This is a genomic window from Spiroplasma endosymbiont of Panzeria rudis (assembly GCF_964019705.1).
Classification (GTDB): Bacteria; Bacillota_I; Bacilli_A; order Mycoplasmatales; family VBWQ01; genus Spiroplasma_E; species Spiroplasma_E ixodetis_A.
Window position 1 is genome coordinate 534160 of record NZ_OZ026460.1, and the last position, 18361, is coordinate 552520.

Genomic DNA, 18361 nt, shown 5'->3' on the forward strand with positions numbered 1-18361 from the left:
CATTTAAATTTCTAAATTAATATAAGAAATATTTTCATTATATTTGTCAAATAAATTAATATTAGTTAAGTTTATTTCTTGTTTGTCAGTTATTAAAATTAAATAATAATTACCAGCACCAAATATTCCACTAATTTCAATCCGATTTAAATTATTAATTGGATTTTTAATTTGCAATTCAAATTCATTTTTATTATCAATTTGTAATATCTCTTCATAAAATTCTAATTTAGAAAATAATTGAGATTTATTTGAACCATATAAATTTAAAGCATTCTCAATTTTATTGTTACTAATAATTACTCTTGTAAAGTATTTTCCATATTCGCCATTTCCTAATGTTCAATCTGCTGGAATTAATGACGGAATATTATTGCTTTCTAATTCATTTGTAATAGATAATCAATTAAATTGATTATCATCAAGTTTAAATAATTCATTTTGACTAATATCATTATTTTTTAATTTAATATTATTCATATCTGTAAAATCAAAATATTCAGATTTTAGTATTACTTTTACATCTTTATATTTTCAACTATCATCCTTATTAGAATGTATAGGATTTGATTTTAATTCAAAATAATAAGGTAATAAAATTTTATTATCATCATTTAGACCTTTATTTATTGATAATGTTGAATAAATATACTTTGATAACATAATAAATACTTGTTTAAATATTTTAACTTGTTGCAAATTTATGTAATTTGGATAATCAAGTTCTCATTTTCTAAATAAATTAGTAATAACTTCATCAGGTTTTTGACCTGAGAATTTATCACGTAATTTTGCTATTTCATTTGTTGGTTTACCTTTATCATCATAATCTGCGCCATCAAAATTACGATTATAATTATAGGTATAACTTAGCATATCTAATAATAATTGTTGTAAGCTATCAATAGTTGGTGCATCTTTAATTTCAATTTCAATATCATTAAATTTATTATTAGTTGCAATATAACTATAAAATTGACTTTCACCTACAAAATCTCAAACTTCTTTATCCTTTAATTCTTTTTGACTTTTTAATGGTCATTTACCACCTAAAACATTACTAAACTCATATCCTAATCAAGCATGAGTTATTCTTGCATTATTAATAACTTCTCTTCTTGTTACAGAACCACTACTAATTTTAATTAAATCTAAAACTGATTTTTCTTGTCCGATAAATTGTTTTGCTAAATTTCAAGGTAATATTTGCTCACTAAATCATTGTTGTAAAATTCTAACTTTTGGTTGAGTTTCAATAGGCATTGATAACAGCGGAAATGCTATCTTATTTTTAACAAATAACTTTGGGTATACTTCCATATTGTCAACTTCACCAAGTACCTTTATATTGCCAAAAATCATGCTTCTAGGGGCTTTAATTTTTAAACCAGTAACTTTTTTATCTTTATCTAATGGTTTTTGTAATTTAATAATGATTGGATAACCATCTCTTGTTTTAAAATCTTTAATTTTAATAATAGTTATACTTTTAGTACTTCTAGTTTTTGGATTTTGATAAGGTTGTGAATAATTATTAATTATATATAAATTATCAATATTATTTTCAGTTAAAGGTTCATTTATACTAACTGCATATAACTTAAATTGATTTAATAAATTTATTTCTTGAAATATTAAATTTTTAATATCAGTCATACTATATTCAATTGTATTATCATTAATATTAGTACTTGCTCTTTGATTTAATTGCATAGTAAAATCAGATGTTTCAACAGCAGTAGTTTTTAATACTTTATCAATATCAATAAAACCTATTTTAATAGTATTTGCTGAAAATTTTAAACTATTATTTTCATTATTTTTAAATAAACGTTCAATTTCATAAATATATATCGTTCTTTTTTTAAATTCATCATATGCTCTATTAATATCTGGGTCACTAGTAGCACGCATCATATTAGTAAAGTCATAAGGAATGTTATCAATTAAATAATCATTTTCTACTTCTGCTTGATTAAGTTTAGTTTGTTTCTGTGGAAATTTCGTTTGTGGTTTGTTGTTGTTTTCCATTGTTCTCTCCTATTAATTGGTTATTTTCGGGATTAAATAATTTTAATTTAACTATTAAATTATTAATTTCTTGATCATCATTAATATTAAATGTTTTACTATTTAATAAATCTTTATCTACACTTACTAATATTTGAATAAATTTAAGAATATCAATATTAAATTGTCATAATTTTTGTTCAATATAATTAATAGTTGAAATATTTACTGCTGTACTTTCGGGAACTGATTGTTGTGCTGATTTCTTTTGACTTGGTATATGAATACCACAACGTTTAAATATTTCATTAACATTTCAATCATATATATCAGTTAAATTTTTACCTTTAAAATTACTATTTGTCATATTGATATTTTCGTTTTGTTCATTATTATCTCCACCGCTTTTAAATATGTAATTTTTAGTAACTAATGTTCTTACTGCGTCTTCTATTAAAGATTGAACATTGCCATAAGTTTGACTAAATATAAATTTAGGTGAGTTTAAAATAGTATCTAAAACAATTTGTTCATAAATAACATCTAATGCTTTAATTTTATCCATTACTTTATTACAATCTGCTAGCTCATTTGCTTTATTTCTCATAATTGCTATTGGTATATAGTTAATATTTAGTGTTTGTTCTTGTGCTAAATTAGGGTTATTAATGAATGATTTAAAATCTAATGGAAATTGTTTTTTATTATCATTAATACTATAAATTGCACGATTAATAGTTATTTGTTCATTATTTAATGTATAAACTTCAAATAATCTTACCATTTGTGCATTTTGTTCATAACTATCATAAAAAATAGTACATTCAATTAATTTACCAGTAATATCATAAACTCTTTGTTGTATATCTACTACTTGAAAATATAAGTCATCATTAGCAATATAAATTAAATAAGCACTAATTCCTAATTTACTTAATTTAAAAATTGAATTTCAATTTTTTCTGTAAAATTCTTGTTGAATTAAATATTGTTTAATAGTTTCATTATTAATATCTAATGGAGCATTATATAAATTAGCATTATTTTCTGCTACAAAATCAGTGAAATAAGTTTCATGGTTAAAATCATTAAAACCAAAATAATTTAAAATTGAAGCATGAGTACTTTTATTTTTATTAGTTAAAAATTTTACTTTTTCATTTTGATTATTACTAATATTACTTTTTTCTTTTCTTTTAAATAGACTTAACATAATATTCACCACCTTTTTTTAAAATATTTGATTAATTTTTAATACAATTTTTATAATAATAAATATAATTAAACCTGCTGTTGCTGATGATAAAATTACTCCTATTAAACCTAAAATAATTTTTATAATTTTAAAAAACATAATATTATTCCTGTAATTCTTCTAATTTTTTAAAAATATAATCTCTACCCATACCCCACATTATTCTATTATTATAAATATTAATTTCAGTATCCGCATTAACATTATTATTTGATATTCATAAACTATTTTTTAAAACATTTGTATCTAATTGATAATAAAAATTAATTATTTGTCAACTATAATTTTTATTATTTTCTTTACTAGTATAATCACCAAAACTATAATATATTCTATAATGTGTTTTATCTTTAAATATATATTCTATATGTGTAATATTATTTTTATCTACTACGACTTTACCTACTTCTTTTCAATTTGAACCACTTGGACTGGGTTGTGGTTGTTTTTCTAATATTTCATTAATTGCTTGTAATAATTTTTTATTTTGATTTTTTAATAATTTATATTCATTATTTTCTAATAAATCTTTACAAAGTAATGAATTTTCTTCATCATTTAATGCAATTTCATTTGTTTCAGTATTATATTTAAAATAATCATTTGAAAATTTTTTATCTTTTATTTTTTCTTTTAATTCATTAATAGCACCGGCAATAGTTTTATCAGTAGTTTCTAAATTAGGAATTTCTGCACTAATAGCATTTATTTGAAATGCAATAGGAAATTGTGATTTTACATCTTCTAATTTTTTATCTACTTCTTCTTTTTTATAATAATCAGATAAATTAGGAATTTTATTATTGATTTCATTAATTGCAGGAACGATTTGTTTAGAAACTGTTTGTAAAGCATCATCATTGATATTTTGCTTTTTATCTAATAAATTATTAGTTTCTAGTTTTGTGTAATAATCATGTTCAGTACTTTCTTCTGTTATAAATTCAGTTGGTGTATCTATTCCTTGATATTGATATATTTCTTGTATATCACCAATTAAATTAATTTTTCCACGTTCAGGATAGGAATTACCTCCACCACTAAATTTTTTATTTCTATTGTCATAGTAAATAGTTCCAATATTTAAAATATTTTTATTTTGTATTTGTTCTTTATAAGTCATGGAATCAACATTTAACAATTCAAATTCATGAAAAATATTATTTAAATAAATTTTAATTATTTTATAAAATTTCATAAAGTTATTTTCTGTTGAATATTGATAACTGATTTTAATAAAATATCATTTCAACATTTCTATATTATTATTTTCAACTTTTTTTCATAAAGGACTAGTTTCAATATTAAATCAATTATTTTTGATATCATCAATGTTTTCATTTGTTTTAGTTAATTCACTATTTAATTTGGTAATTTCATTTTCATTAGTAGTAATTCGTTTTTGTTGTTTAGCAGAAAAATCACAAGTTGGTGCATGAGTAAAATCACCAATTTGCGGATTATTTTGTAATGCTTCTGGTGGTAATGTTCCAATTTCATCTGGTCAATCTAAAATCATTGTGGAATGGCAACCCTTTTTAGGACTATTTTTTGGTAGACATTTATTTTTGATAATTAACTGGAGTTAAGTAGTTTAAAGTGCTGTGGATTCTTATGTTGTTATATCAGTTGATGTAATCAAATAATTCTAATTTTAATTGGATTAATGATGTAAAATTTTTATCATTAATAAATTCAATTTTGAAAGTTTTAAAAGTTGCTTCAGCAACAGCGTTATCATAAGGACAACCTTTTTTGCTTAAAGAGCGATTAATATTGAATGCTAGTAAAAGTTTATCAATAATTTTATTATTAAATTCATTACCGCGATCACTATGAAATATTTGAATATCTTTTAAACAACGATTTGAGTGCATAAATGCTTGATGTACTAATGATGCATCTTTTTTAGTACCTACACTATGTCCAATAATTTCGCGGTTAAATAGGTCAATTAATAGGCAAATATAGTTTCATTTACCATTAACTTGAACATAAGTTAAATCACTAACAATAACTTCATTTTTAAGCCTATTATTAAAGTTTCTATTAACGATATTGGTTATTTGACTATCGTTGACTTTATTATGATGATTTTTGAATGATAATTTAGTGTATTTTGATATTAAATTATGTTTATTCATAATTTCTTTAATTTTTTTGCATGACAAATAAATATTCTTTTCTTTTAGAACAACTTTTAATCTTCTTGTTCCATAAACTTCTTTATTTTCTTTAAAAGCACTAATAACAGCTTCATCATAAATATTATTTTGTTTTTTTTCTTTTTCCTTTAAATTAAAATAATATGTTGATTTAGAAAGTTTTAAAAAACGACACATTGTGCGAATTTTATATTTAACTTTATTTTTAGCAATAATTTCTATTTTCTGCCTATTATTAGTGCTGCTTGCTTTAAAATATCATTTTCCATTCGTAACTGTTTTAATTCTTTTCTTAATTTAATTAATTCATTTTCTTCAATAGAACGATTATCTTTAGTTTTAAAACTGCCTGAATTAGTAAATTGCTTAATTCAATTATAAGTAGCTGCTCTTGTAACATTGTACTCTTTAGCAAGACAAGACACTGACTTACCGCTTTGATATAAAGCTACTATTTGTTTTTTAAATTCATCGGTATATGAGTTAATATTGGCCATAATTATAGTTCCTTTCTTTTCACTAATTTGTTCACTTGTCTACGTAATTAGTGTCCAATAAAGTGTAACCTATCCATCTAATTTTGTTGGTAAATTATTACAATTTGTTATATGTTTACCAAGTTCATTAACTTCACTAAAACAACATGGTATATTTTCTTTATTCATTATCAATGTCTCCTAAATTTCTTCAACTTCTTCTATTTCATTTATTAACTGATTCTAATCAACAACTATTACAGGTATTGGATAAAAAGTTTTCTGGATAGGTTACACTTTATTGGACACTAATTACGTAGACAAGTGAACAAATTAGTGAAAAGAAAGGAACTATAATTATGGCCAATATTAACTCATATACCGATGAATTTAAAAAACAAATAGTAGCTTTATATCAAAGCGGTAAGTCAGTGTCTTGTCTTGCTAAAGAGTACAATGTTACAAGAGCAGCTACTTATAATTGAATTAAGCAATTTACTAATTCAGGCAGTTTTAAAACTAAAGATAATCGTTCTATTGAAGAAAATGAATTAATTAAATTAAGAAAAGAATTAAAACAGTTACGAATGGAAAATGATATTTTAAAGCAAGCAGCACTAATAATAGGCAGAAAATAGAAATTATTGCTAAAAATAAAGTTAAATATAAAATTCGCACAATGTGTCGTTTTTTAAAACTTTCTAAATCAACATATTATTTTAATTTAAAGGAAAAAGAAAAAAAACAAAATAATATTTATGATGAAGCTGTTATTAGTGCTTTTAAAGAAAATAAAGAAGTTTATGGAACAAGAAGATTAAAAGTTGTTCTAAAAGAAAAGAATATTTATTTGTCATGCAGAAAAATTAAAGAAATTATGAATAAACATAATTTAATATCAAAATACACTAAATTATCATTCAAAAATCATCATAATAAAGTCAACGATAGTCAAATAACCAATATCGTTAATAGAAACTTTAATAATAGGCTTAAAAATGAAGTTATTGTTAGTGATTTAACTTATGTTCAAGTTAATGGTAAATGAAACTATATTTGCCTATTAATTGACCTATTTAACCGCGAAATTATTGGACATAGTGTAGGTACTAAAAAAGATGCATCATTAGTACATCAAGCATTTATGCACTCAAATCGTTGTTTAAAAGATATTCAAATATTTCATAGTGATCGCGGTAATGAATTTAATAATAAAATTATTGATAAACTTTTACTAGCATTCAATATTAATCGCTCTTTAAGCAAAAAAGGTTGTCCTTATGATAACGCTGTTGCTGAAGCAACTTTTAAAACTTTCAAAATTGAATTTATTAATGATAAAAATTTTACATCATTAATCCAATTAAAATTAGAATTATTTGATTACATCAACTGATATAACAACATAAGAATCCACAGCACTTTAAACTACTTAACTCCAGTTAATTATCAAAAATAAATGTCTACCAAAAAATAGTCCTAAAAAGGGTTGCCATTCCATTCTTTTACTTTATTGCACATAGAACATTTATCTTCATATTTCATATTATTTCTCCTTATTTTCAATTTGATTAGCAATTTCACTTAATATTTTTAATACTTTATATTCATTTTTTAATTCTTTACTAATAAATATTAAAAATATTATTAGTGTTATGCTTGTTATTAATATTGGTACTATTAATAAAATTTTTCATAATATCATTTTTTACTCTTTTCATTTTTTAAATCATTTAACATTTATTGAACAAAATGCACGATTTTTAGGAATATTTAAAGTGTTAAAAATTTGACCAGTTACAATAATTTCATCGTTTTTGTTTAATAAAATACAGCGTCTATAAAATTTTGGGTTGTTAAAAATTAAAGTAACATAGTTTAATCCATTTCATTGACCTCGAACACTATAATATAATTCTTTATTACCTTTTTCGTAATATTTTGTTTCAATAGTGTTACTCAGTTTTACTGTTAATTTGACATAATTGGCTTTCTCTTTCATTTTTATAATTCCTTAAATAATATTTAATATGCTTATATGCATCTTGTTCATGTTTTGTTAATTTTATATTTCCTTTATAATTTTCTATTTTGTTTTTATTTTTTGGTTCACTTTCTAAATAATCTCAATTCATAACATCTTCTGCTAATACTATTAAAGCACCAATAATTTTAGGAGTTGCTAATGGATTTGTTAATAATTGTTTTGAATTTAAAAAGAAATTTTCTACAATAACTAATATTTTTTTATTATCAAAATGTTTTTTAATTAATAAAAAGTATTCTTTAAATAGATTTTTGCTTTTTAAAACTGTTTTAGTTTTAAATGTTTCATTAAAAACAATATTATTAGTTTCATTTGAGTATATAATAATTCCATTACTACCAATACCAGCAGAGTCAATTCCAATAATTAAGTCATATTGCATTAATCAAATTAACCTCTAACAATTGTTTTAATAATTTCTAAATCACAATTACTTCAGCAATATTTACATTCTTCGATAAACTCTTTATGTCCACAAACTAAATTATTTTTTTGTAAACTATCAATTTGTTTGATTAATCCTACTTTATATTCAATAATCTTTTTTTCCATTATGTAAATCATCCCTTTTCAATTATTTTTGCTGTTTGTTTAAGGTATTTAGGTATTTTGTTATAACAACTGTCACATATTAAATAAGGTATTGGTCAATTTTTATATTTAATAGTTTTAGTAGAATTATTAATACATTCTTTTCAAACTTTATCCATACAAACTCTTAATTCACATTTTTTATTTTTATTATTCATAGTTTTTTTCTTTATAAATAAAATATCTTTTCATTATGAGTTGAAATATGTTTATAAGAAGTGACTATATAATTAATTGACAAATCATTATGGTTATATGGATTATTTAGTTTAAAACCTTTTCTGTTTTCTTCTCATGTAACATTATATTTAAAACAAGGATTAGTAATCTTTGTTTTACTATCAGTTATTTCACCAATAAATCAACTATTATGCTGTTCATAAAATGTTAATGGTTCAAGTTTTATATCATTAAGATAATATTCTTTGGGTGTTTCTGGTTTATTAACAGTTATTTTCTGTTCAGAAATATATGGTTCTAATAATTTTGTTAATTCATCACCATTTAATTCTCTTTTAATATTTTCAGAATTAAAAACCCAATATGTGTAATTATTATCAACAATAAAAGAATTATTTTTAATCATTCATTTTGGAAGTGATAATTTATATTCAACATAATCAATAAGAATAGATTGTGGTTTATCTTTAACAATTTGTTCTTTTTTAAATTCTATTTGCATAATAATCCTTTCCTAATATGTCCTGTTGCTTCTAGCATAAAGGACATATATTTTGATTTTTAAATTATTAATAATACTATTATTAGTTTTATTCATTCCAGAAATTCTGGGCTCAAAAATAAATTGTGAAATTTTAAAAAACATTGAGGCATTCGATTCAATATTTATTTAATTTGCATTTAGCAAATTAATATTTTAATTGAACCGGCACCGCTCAATTTTTTTTACAAGTTTGAAATTTATTTTCTCGCCCAAAAATTTTTCAAAAAAAAATAAAAAATAAAACCAACACTTGCTCACTGGGGAGTGGCAAGGTTGGTTAAATAAAGAATAGAATTAATATAGTAGGTTCCCTAAGCAGGTCTATATATACTAGTTTCCAATCCGCTCCCACCCCAAGAATTACCATTAAATGGTTAGTATATTTTATTAGGTATCACTCCACTTTTTATTTATCCATGCAAGTCCACATGCTAGCTACTATTTTTAACAACTGTGTTGTAGTTCACTTTTTTAGTTCCCTAACACGTGTTGATAATAGCGTTAAAGAGGGTTCTTAAAAATTTTAAAATTTTACAATTACAAAAAAAGACAAGATTTTTATTCTCATCTTTTGTCATTTATTTTTAATTTAAGGATTTAAAAAAGAAAGGAGCTATTTAAAACTTTTTAGTTATCGACATCTTCGGTACGCTCCCAATATGGGAGCGTACCGATGTTGTCAATAATATTCAAATTTGTCTTTAAATTATAAGATTAGACGAGAATAATTTAGACTTCAATATGCAATTGTATGTTAATCTTAACACTTGTAAAATATTAGTCAACAATAATACTTACTTTTATAACTCAAAAATTCTTATTAAATTTTACTTTAATAAGTTTTATTTTATTTTTAGTTATCTTTAAATTGAAATGGTTAATTTATAATAATTGTATTGCTGTATTTATTTGATAACATTTAAAATTAACCATTTTGGTATACATATCAATGTTATAAGTTCTATCACCAATCATATGCTTTAAAATTTGTTTAATATTAGTTTCAGTAAAGCAACCAATATTTTCAACTAATGCTTGATTTAATACGCCATCTTTTGCATTAACAAAATAACCAACTTTTAATTTTTTATATTGTAAAGTCAATGATTGTAAAAAATCAATTAATTCATAATATTGACCTTTGGAAAATAAATTTATTGCATTTTTATAGTGTAATTTAGCAATTTTATTTTTTCTTCTTCCAGCCATTATGCCAAGAAATAAAACATGAAAAGCATGGAATTTATCTAAAATAAATTTAGCATTTAAAATTGTAGCAGTTTTTCTAATTCATTTTGCACTATCTCCACAAACTATTAAATTTGCTTGGTCAAAATTTTCAAAAAATAAATTACCATATTTTTCAATTAATTTGGCAGTTTTTTCAGCACCAATTTCTGTTTTTGATACTCTAATTTTACATACAGCTCTTTTATTAATTAATTTTCCATTCTTCTTTTTACCAGTACAAAATACTAATAATCTCATTGAACATTTTTTACAATTTTTAGTATTATGTTTTTCATTAAACTTAAATTTTCTATGTCCATCATCAATATTTACATATAAATTTTGATATGGTTGTAATGGTATTTTGAGGATATTGGCTTTTGGTAATTGAAACTTTTTATATGTTCTACAAACTGTACTATTACTTATTAAACCTTCAATAAAAGTATCACAAACATCATGATACTTTTTACCATCTGCAAAATATTTCAAAATTTGTTTAATAACATTAGGTGCAAGTTTACTATATTTTTTAACACCAAGATAATTATCTAACAATGAAAGAAATTCCATTTTTTGTGTTTTTGGGTTATAATATGTACAAATACGTCGTTTATAAGTTAATAAACCTTTTTTTGTTTTTAATTTTCTTTTTCTAAATCTATATGACTTATATAAAGATTTATCACATGCATTTCATAAATAATCATCTATTTTTTTAAATAATTCTTCTGTTTGTTGTAAATTTAATTCATCTTGATTAAAATTGTGTTTGTCTCAATCAAAATGATTTACAAATGGTAATATAAACATTTTTAATGTTCCTTTCAAAATTTTATTTGTTAATAATTTAAGTTTAATTTTTTTTAAAAATAAGGAGTAAATATGGCTTTTATCACTAGTTATGTACAATTAAATAAAAAATATAATCTTAATTTTAGTGATAATAATTATGGTTTTAGTTGGGATATTTTTAAAGAATTTGTTGGTGATGAATGAGCAGAATATTTTACTACCAATTGTTTTTATCGTTTTGTACCAACAGCACGTGGAACAAGAAAAACTTGAAATTGTTTAGCATTTGATTTATTTATATGTTGTAATTTTAGTGATAGTAGTGTTCAAGAAGTAAGAAGATATGAAAATACTCATAGTGAAACTACAATTGGTGCTTTAATGAATGTTTGTCAAGTTTTATTAGATACATATAATATTAATTTATTACCTAATAATCCACATGGTATTAAATGAAAAATAACTAAGGATGGTGGATGTATTATTTTTCCTAATAATCAACAAATTGACTTTATTGGTTATGCTAATGGTAATAAGATTTTTGGAAAAGAAGCCGGTGGTTCAAGTTTTTTAGGTTCAAGAACAGATGAAATTATTATGGCAGAAGAAAAAGAAACACTAACAGAAAAGCAATTAACATATCGATATGAACGTTTACAAAACTCTATGTTTAGAAGTAATCGTATTAAAGTATCAAAAGAACCTATTAAAGAATGAAGTTGAACGTTTATTGATAAAAATATATATAGTCCTAATTTTGGAAAAAAAATTACTCGCTATTTTTATAAAAGTTTCTTTATTACTTTTACATGTAATCCTTATGATAAATATCATCCATTTTATTTAAAATACTGTATGCCATTTTTACCATTAAATGATAAAGTGATGGAAAATCTTAAAAAAAATGGCAAAATTTATTATGAAAATCAAGATATGTTTAGTGGTTTAGGTTTATTTGTTTTAAGATTTACTATTCAACCATTTTGAAATAAATTACCAGATATTCAAAAAAGAACATTATTAGAAATGAAAAAAAGTAATCCTGATGAATTTAATACTGTTTTTTATGGTTTTGAATTTTTAGATAGTGATGCAACAATTTTCCCATTTCAAAAAACTGTAAAGTGCTGACAACCATATGATTTAAAAGAATTTTATAATTCAAAAAAAGATATGTATAAATTTGATTTTTATTCAGTTGGTGTGGATTGAGCAACTGGTCATAAAGACCATACTGTATTTATAGTAGTGGGTTTTAAAGAATATAATAATACTGGTTATTATGATGCTTATATTATTTGTGAATTAGTAGTTACTCCAAATGATTTTATAAATGAAAATGAAAAAATTAATGCTTATGTTAATGAAATTTTAGGATTAATTGATAATTTTGAAAATTTTGAACAAGCAATTTATTTTTATGATGATAAAGCACGAACTGCCATTGATTGATTAAATCAAAAATTAATAGATGAACATAATACTATTTTAATCACACAAACTGCTATTAAACATGCTTCAAATTTAAATCAAGAAGCAGGATTAACTAATAGAGTAGTTTGAATGAGAAACATTATGAGTTATGGAAACTTTTATGCAAATAAAGATGATTTACCAAAGACTACTCAATGTTTAGAAGAATTACGTTATGACCAAACCAAAACTAACATTCCTGATAAAAATATGTATCAAGACCCGTATGATGGATTATTTTATGCATTGTATCCATATAAAAATGTAATTAGGGGTAAAAATAATGCTACTGTGAAAAAAAGCATCTTCACATTTGCCATATAATAAACAACTACAATATCATTAATAGTATAGGTATCACAAAATAAACGCCTTTTATTTAGGCGTTATTTTGCGTTTAAAAACGTACTTGTAAAAATAATCAAAAATAGTACAATTTATAAGTAAAATCAAGGAAAAAAGGAGTAATTTAATATGAAAACATGAATAAAAGCAAATTTAAGTAAAATAACATTAGCATTAGCACTAACTAGTGCTACAACTGGAACAATAGGATTAATCATGGGGGGTGCTTACCCATAATCTTAGTGGACTTAAATATTATTTAAATTCATATAAAGAACCTATAATGGGTGTTCAGAAAATATGAATGTTTGACATTCATGGTATTTCAGTTTCTATAAAAAGTGAATTTAAAATATACTTTGCTGATAATCCTAAAAAAACAAAATTTTATAATGGTGGAGATACTATTGAAAGAATAGATATACCATGAGATGGCAATTATCCATATGGTTATTTTAATAAATAACATTTAAATTTCTAAATTAATATAAGAAATATTTTCATTATATTTGTCAAATAAATTAATATTAGTTAAGTTTATTTCTTGTTTGTCAGTTATTAAAATTAAATAATAATTACCAGCACCAAATATTCCACTAATTTCAATCCGATTTAAATTATTAATTGGATTTTTAATTTGCAATTCAAATTCATTTTTATTATCAATTTGTAATATCTCTTCATAAAATTCTAATTTAGAAAATAATTGAGATTTATTTGAACCATATAAATTTAAAGCATTCTCAATTTTATTGTTACTAATAATTACTCTTGTAAAGTATTTTCCATATTCGCCATTTCCTAATGTTCAATCTGCTGGAATTAATGACGGAATATTATTGCTTTCTAATTCATTTGTAATAGATAATCAATTAAATTGATTATCATCAAGTTTAAATAATTCATTTTGACTAATATCATTATTTTTTAATTTAATATTATTCATATCTGTAAAATCAAAATATTCAGATTTTAGTATTACTTTTACATCTTTATATTTTCAACTATCATCCTTATTAGAATGTATAGGATTTGATTTTAATTCAAAATAATAAGGTAATAAAATTTTATTATCATCATTTAGACCTTTATTTATTGATAATGTTGAATAAATATACTTTGATAACATAATAAATACTTGTTTAAATATTTTAACTTGTTGCAAATTTATGTAATTTGGATAATCAAGTTCTCATTTTCTAAATAAATTAGTAATAACTTCATCAGGTTTTTGACCTGAGAATTTATCACGTAATTTTGCTATTTCATTTGTTGGTTTACCTTTATCATCATAATCTGCGCCATCAAAATTACGATTATAATTATAGGTATAACTTAGCATATCTAATAATAATTGTTGTAAGCTATCAATAGTTGGTGCATCTTTAATTTCAATTTCAATATCATTAAATTTATTATTAGTTGCAATATAACTATAAAATTGACTTTCACCTACAAAATCTCAAACTTCTTTATCCTTTAATTCTTTTTGACTTTTTAATGGTCATTTACCACCTAAAACATTACTAAACTCATATCCTAATCAAGCATGAGTTATTCTTGCATTATTAATAACTTCTCTTCTTGTTACAGAACCACTACTAATTTTAATTAAATCTAAAACTGATTTTTCTTGTCCGATAAATTGTTTTGCTAAATTTCAAGGTAATATTTGCTCACTAAATCATTGTTGTAAAATTCTAACTTTTGGTTGAGTTTCAATAGGCATTGATAACAGCGGAAATGCTATCTTATTTTTAACAAATAACTTTGGGTATACTTCCATATTGTCAACTTCACCAAGTACCTTTATATTGCCAAAAATCATGCTTCTAGGGGCTTTAATTTTTAAACCAGTAACTTTTTTATCTTTATCTAATGGTTTTTGTAATTTAATAATGATTGGATAACCATCTCTTGTTTTAAAATCTTTAATTTTAATAATAGTTATACTTTTAGTACTTCTAGTTTTTGGATTTTGATAAGGTTGTGAATAATTATTAATTATATATAAATTATCAATATTATTTTCAGTTAAAGGTTCATTTATACTAACTGCATATAACTTAAATTGATTTAATAAATTTATTTCTTGAAATATTAAATTTTTAATATCAGTCATACTATATTCAATTGTATTATCATTAATATTAGTACTTGCTCTTTGATTTAATTGCATAGTAAAATCAGATGTTTCAACAGCAGTAGTTTTTAATACTTTATCAATATCAATAAAACCTATTTTAATAGTATTTGCTGAAAATTTTAAACTATTATTTTCATTATTTTTAAATAAACGTTCAATTTCATAAATATATATCGTTCTTTTTTTAAATTCATCATATGCTCTATTAATATCTGGGTCACTAGTAGCACGCATCATATTAGTAAAGTCATAAGGAATGTTATCAATTAAATAATCATTTTCTACTTCTGCTTGATTAAGTTTAGTTTGTTTCTGTGGAAATTTCGTTTGTGGTTTGTTGTTGTTTTCCATTGTTCTCTCCTATTAATTGGTTATTTTCGGGATTAAATAATTTTAATTTAACTATTAAATTATTAATTTCTTGATCATCATTAATATTAAATGTTTTACTATTTAATAAATCTTTATCTACACTTACTAATATTTGAATAAATTTAAGAATATCAATATTAAATTGTCATAATTTTTGTTCAATATAATTAATAGTTGAAATATTTACTGCTGTACTTTCGGGAACTGATTGTTGTGCTGATTTCTTTTGACTTGGTATATGAATACCACAACGTTTAAATATTTCATTAACATTTCAATCATATATATCAGTTAAATTTTTACCTTTAAAATTACTATTTGTCATATTGATATTTTCGTTTTGTTCATTATTATCTCCACCGCTTTTAAATATGTAATTTTTAGTAACTAATGTTCTTACTGCGTCTTCTATTAAAGATTGAACATTGCCATAAGTTTGACTAAATATAAATTTAGGTGAGTTTAAAATAGTATCTAAAACAATTTGTTCATAAATAACATCTAATGCTTTAATTTTATCCATTACTTTATTACAATCTGCTAGCTCATTTGCTTTATTTCTCATAATTGCTATTGGTATATAGTTAATATTTAGTGTTTGTTCTTGTGCTAAATTAGGGTTATTAATGAATGATTTAAAATCTAATGGAAATTGTTTTTTATTATCATTAATACTATAAATTGCACGATTAATAGTTATTTGTTCATTATTTAATGTATAAACTTCAAATAATCTTACCATTTGTGCATTTTGTTCATAACTATCATAAAAAATAGTACATTCAATTAATTTACCAGTAATATCATAAACTCTTTGTTGTATATCTACTACTTGAAAATATAAGTCATCATTAGCAATATAAATTAAATAAGCACTAATTCCTAATTTACTTAATTTAAAAATTGAATTTCAATTTTTTCTGTAAAATTCTTGTTGAATTAAATATTGTTTAATAGTTTCATTATTAATATCTAATGGAGCATTATATAAATTAGCATTATTTTCTGCTACAAAATCAGTGAAATAAGTTTCATGGTTAAAATCATTAAAACCAAAATAATTTAAAATTGAAGCATGAGTACTTTTATTTTTATTAGTTAAAAATTTTACTTTTTCATTTTGATTATTACTAATATTACTTTTTTCTTTTCTTTTAAATAGACTTAACATAATATTCACCACCTTTTTTTAAAATATTTGATTAATTTTTAATACAATTTTTATAATAATAAATATAATTAAACCTGCTGTTGCTGATGATAAAATTACTCCTATTAAACCTAAAATAATTTTTATAATTTTAAAAAACATAATATTATTCCTGTAATTCTTCTAATTTTTTAAAAATATAATCTCTACCCATACCCCACATTATTCTATTATTATAAATATTAATTTCAGTATCCGCATTAACATTATTATTTGATATTCATAAACTATTTTTTAAAACATTTGTATCTAATTGATAATAAAAATTAATTATTTGTCAACTATAATTTTTATTATTTTCTTTACTAGTATAATCACCAAAACTATAATATATTCTATAATGTGTTTTATCTTTAAATATATATTCTATATGTGTAATATTATTTTTATCTACTACGACTTTACCTACTTCTTTTCAATTTGAACCACTTGGACTGGGTTGTGGTTGTTTTTCTAATATTTCATTAATTGCTTGTAATAATTTTTTATTTTGATTTTTTAATAATTTATATTCATTATTTTCTAATAAATCTTTACAAAGTAATGAATTTTCTTCATCATTTAATGCAATTTCATTTGTTTCAGTATTATATTTAAAATAATCATTTGAAAATTTTTTATCTTTTATTTTTTCTTTTAATTCATTAATAGCACCGGCAATAGTTTTATCAGTAGTTTCTAAATTAGGAATTTCTGCACTAATAGCATTTATTTGAAATGCAATAGGAAATTGTGATTTTACATCTTCTAATTTTTTATCTACTTCTTCTTTTTTATAATAATCAGATAAATTAGGAATTTTATTATTGATTTCATTAATTGCAGGAACGATTTGTTTAGAAACTGTTTGTAAAGCATCATCATTGATATTTTGCTTTTTATCTAATAAATTATTAGTTTCTAGTTTTGTGTAATAATCATGTTCAGTACTTTCTTCTGTTATAAATTCAGTTGGTGTATCTATTCCTTGATATTGATATATTTCTTGTATATCACCAATTAAATTAATTTTTCCACGTTCAGGATAGGAATTACCTCCACCACTAAATTTTTTATTTCTATTGTCATAGTAAATAGTTCCAATATTTAAAATATTTTTATTTTGTATTTGTTCTTTATAAGTCATGGAATCAACATTTAACAATTCAAATTCATGAAAAATATTATTTAAATAAATTTTAATTATTTTATAAAATTTCATAAAGTTATTTTCTGTTGAATATTGATAACTGATTTTAATAAAATATCATTTCAACATTTCTATATTATTATTTTCAACTTTTTTTCATAAAGGACTAGTTTCAATATTAAATCAATTATTTTTGATATCATCAATGTTTTCATTTGTTTTAGTTAATTCACTATTTAATTTGGTAATTTCATTTTCATTAGTAGTAATTCGTTTTTGTTGTTTAGCAGAAAAATCACAAGTTGGTGCATGAGTAAAATCACCAATTTGCGGATTATTTTGTAATGCTTCTGGTGGTAATGTTCCAATTTCATCTGGTCAATCTAAAATCAT

The 18361-nt window shown here is 22.2% G+C and carries 19 protein-coding genes; 3 read left to right on the forward strand and 16 right to left on the reverse strand.

Translation table 4 applies throughout. The features are described 5' to 3' along the window. Positions 1-3 precede the first annotated feature (3 nt). The 5 genes from AACK89_RS02960 to AACK89_RS02980 form a co-directional block, all read right to left on the reverse strand. On the reverse strand, positions 4-2031 hold the full coding sequence (locus AACK89_RS02960) for a hypothetical protein (protein WP_338977755.1): 2028 nt from the start codon (positions 2029-2031) through the stop codon (positions 4-6). After that, complete coding sequence (locus tag AACK89_RS02965) at positions 1982-3223, reverse strand: hypothetical protein (protein WP_338977757.1); 1242 nt, start codon at positions 3221-3223, stop codon at positions 1982-1984. Before AACK89_RS02965 ends, AACK89_RS02960 begins: the two co-directional genes overlap by 50 nt. An 18-nt stretch (positions 3224-3241) precedes the next feature. After that, complete coding sequence (locus AACK89_RS02970; protein WP_338977759.1) at positions 3242-3364, reverse strand: hypothetical protein; 123 nt, start codon at positions 3362-3364, stop codon at positions 3242-3244. A gap of 4 nt (positions 3365-3368) precedes the next feature. After that, positions 3369-4784: a hypothetical protein gene (locus AACK89_RS02975; protein WP_338979117.1), complete on the reverse strand. Its 1416-nt coding sequence runs from the start codon at positions 4782-4784 to the stop codon at positions 3369-3371. A 43-nt stretch (positions 4785-4827) separates the two neighbouring features. Further along, positions 4828-5927, reverse strand: a protein-coding gene (locus AACK89_RS02980) for an IS3 family transposase (protein ID WP_338979119.1) whose coding sequence is annotated in 2 segments (ribosomal slippage) — positions 4828-5684 and positions 5684-5927 — 1101 coding nt in all. Because the reading frame shifts where the segments join, the coding sequence is not laid out codon by codon here. Between the two features lie 338 nt (positions 5928-6265). Here AACK89_RS02980 and AACK89_RS02985 point away from each other — a divergent pair. Beyond that, a protein-coding gene (locus tag AACK89_RS02985) for an IS3 family transposase (protein ID WP_338978355.1) occupies positions 6266-7365 on the forward strand; the annotation gives its coding sequence in 2 pieces (ribosomal slippage) (positions 6266-6509 and positions 6509-7365; 1101 coding nt in all). 87 nt (positions 7366-7452) lie between these two features. On the opposite strand, the gene AACK89_RS02990 is transcribed toward AACK89_RS02985, so the two are convergent. From AACK89_RS02990 to AACK89_RS03020, 7 genes are all read right to left on the reverse strand, one after another. Continuing rightward, on the reverse strand, positions 7453-7611 hold the full coding sequence (locus AACK89_RS02990) for a hypothetical protein (RefSeq protein WP_174480528.1): 159 nt from the start codon (positions 7609-7611) through the stop codon (positions 7453-7455). 3 nt (positions 7612-7614) lie between these two features. After that, positions 7615-7908 (reverse strand): hypothetical protein, encoded by a 294-nt coding sequence (locus AACK89_RS02995; protein WP_338975222.1) that lies wholly within the window; start codon positions 7906-7908, stop codon positions 7615-7617. Further along, entirely contained in the window at positions 7862-8335 is a 474-nt protein-coding gene (locus tag AACK89_RS03000; protein ID WP_338979121.1) for a hypothetical protein, read from the reverse strand. The genes AACK89_RS02995 and AACK89_RS03000 overlap by 47 nt, the downstream gene beginning before the upstream one ends. Positions 8336-8343: 8 nt before the next feature. Continuing rightward, a complete protein-coding gene (locus AACK89_RS03005) occupies positions 8344-8505 on the reverse strand; it encodes a hypothetical protein (protein ID WP_338975224.1) in 162 nt (53 codons plus the stop codon). Beyond that, a complete protein-coding gene (locus AACK89_RS03010; RefSeq protein WP_338979122.1) occupies positions 8505-8663 on the reverse strand; it encodes a hypothetical protein in 159 nt (52 codons plus the stop codon). Before AACK89_RS03010 ends, AACK89_RS03005 begins: the two co-directional genes overlap by 1 nt. Before the next feature lie 50 nt (positions 8664-8713). Further along, positions 8714-9226 carry a hypothetical protein gene (locus AACK89_RS03015; protein ID WP_338979028.1) on the reverse strand — a complete coding sequence of 171 codons (513 nt, stop codon included), beginning with the start codon at positions 9224-9226 and terminating at the stop codon, positions 8714-8716. A gap of 924 nt (positions 9227-10150) precedes the next feature. After that, entirely contained in the window at positions 10151-11311 is a 1161-nt protein-coding gene (locus AACK89_RS03020; protein WP_338977750.1) for an Mbov_0401 family ICE element transposase-like protein, read from the reverse strand. 72 nt (positions 11312-11383) lie between these two features. Here AACK89_RS03020 and AACK89_RS03025 point away from each other — a divergent pair, with 72 nt between their 5' ends. Together AACK89_RS03025 and AACK89_RS03030 are read left to right on the forward strand one after the other, a co-directional pair. Further along, positions 11384-13090 carry a hypothetical protein gene (locus AACK89_RS03025; protein WP_338979116.1) on the forward strand — a complete coding sequence of 569 codons (1707 nt, stop codon included), beginning with the start codon at positions 11384-11386 and terminating at the stop codon, positions 13088-13090. A 244-nt stretch (positions 13091-13334) separates the two neighbouring features. Then, positions 13335-13577, forward strand: coding sequence for a hypothetical protein (locus AACK89_RS03030; protein WP_338977753.1), 243 nt, complete (start codon positions 13335-13337; stop codon positions 13575-13577). Positions 13578-13580: 3 nt separating this feature from the next. Here AACK89_RS03030 and AACK89_RS03035 read toward each other — a convergent pair whose 3' ends face one another. The 4 genes from AACK89_RS03035 to AACK89_RS03050 are packed head-to-tail and all read right to left on the reverse strand — an operon-like array spanning position 13581 to position 18361. After that, the gene (locus tag AACK89_RS03035; RefSeq protein WP_338977755.1) at positions 13581-15608 is read right to left on the reverse strand and encodes a hypothetical protein; all 2028 of its coding nucleotides are present in this window, start codon (positions 15606-15608) and stop codon (positions 13581-13583) included. Then, positions 15559-16800, reverse strand: a complete 1242-nt coding sequence (locus AACK89_RS03040; RefSeq protein WP_338977757.1) for a hypothetical protein — start codon at positions 16798-16800, stop codon at positions 15559-15561. The genes AACK89_RS03035 and AACK89_RS03040 overlap by 50 nt, the downstream gene beginning before the upstream one ends. Positions 16801-16818: 18 nt before the next feature. Next, positions 16819-16941: a hypothetical protein gene (locus AACK89_RS03045; protein ID WP_338977759.1), complete on the reverse strand. Its 123-nt coding sequence runs from the start codon at positions 16939-16941 to the stop codon at positions 16819-16821. Positions 16942-16945: 4 nt separating this feature from the next. Next, the gene (locus AACK89_RS03050; protein ID WP_338979117.1) at positions 16946-18361 is read right to left on the reverse strand and encodes a hypothetical protein; all 1416 of its coding nucleotides are present in this window, start codon (positions 18359-18361) and stop codon (positions 16946-16948) included.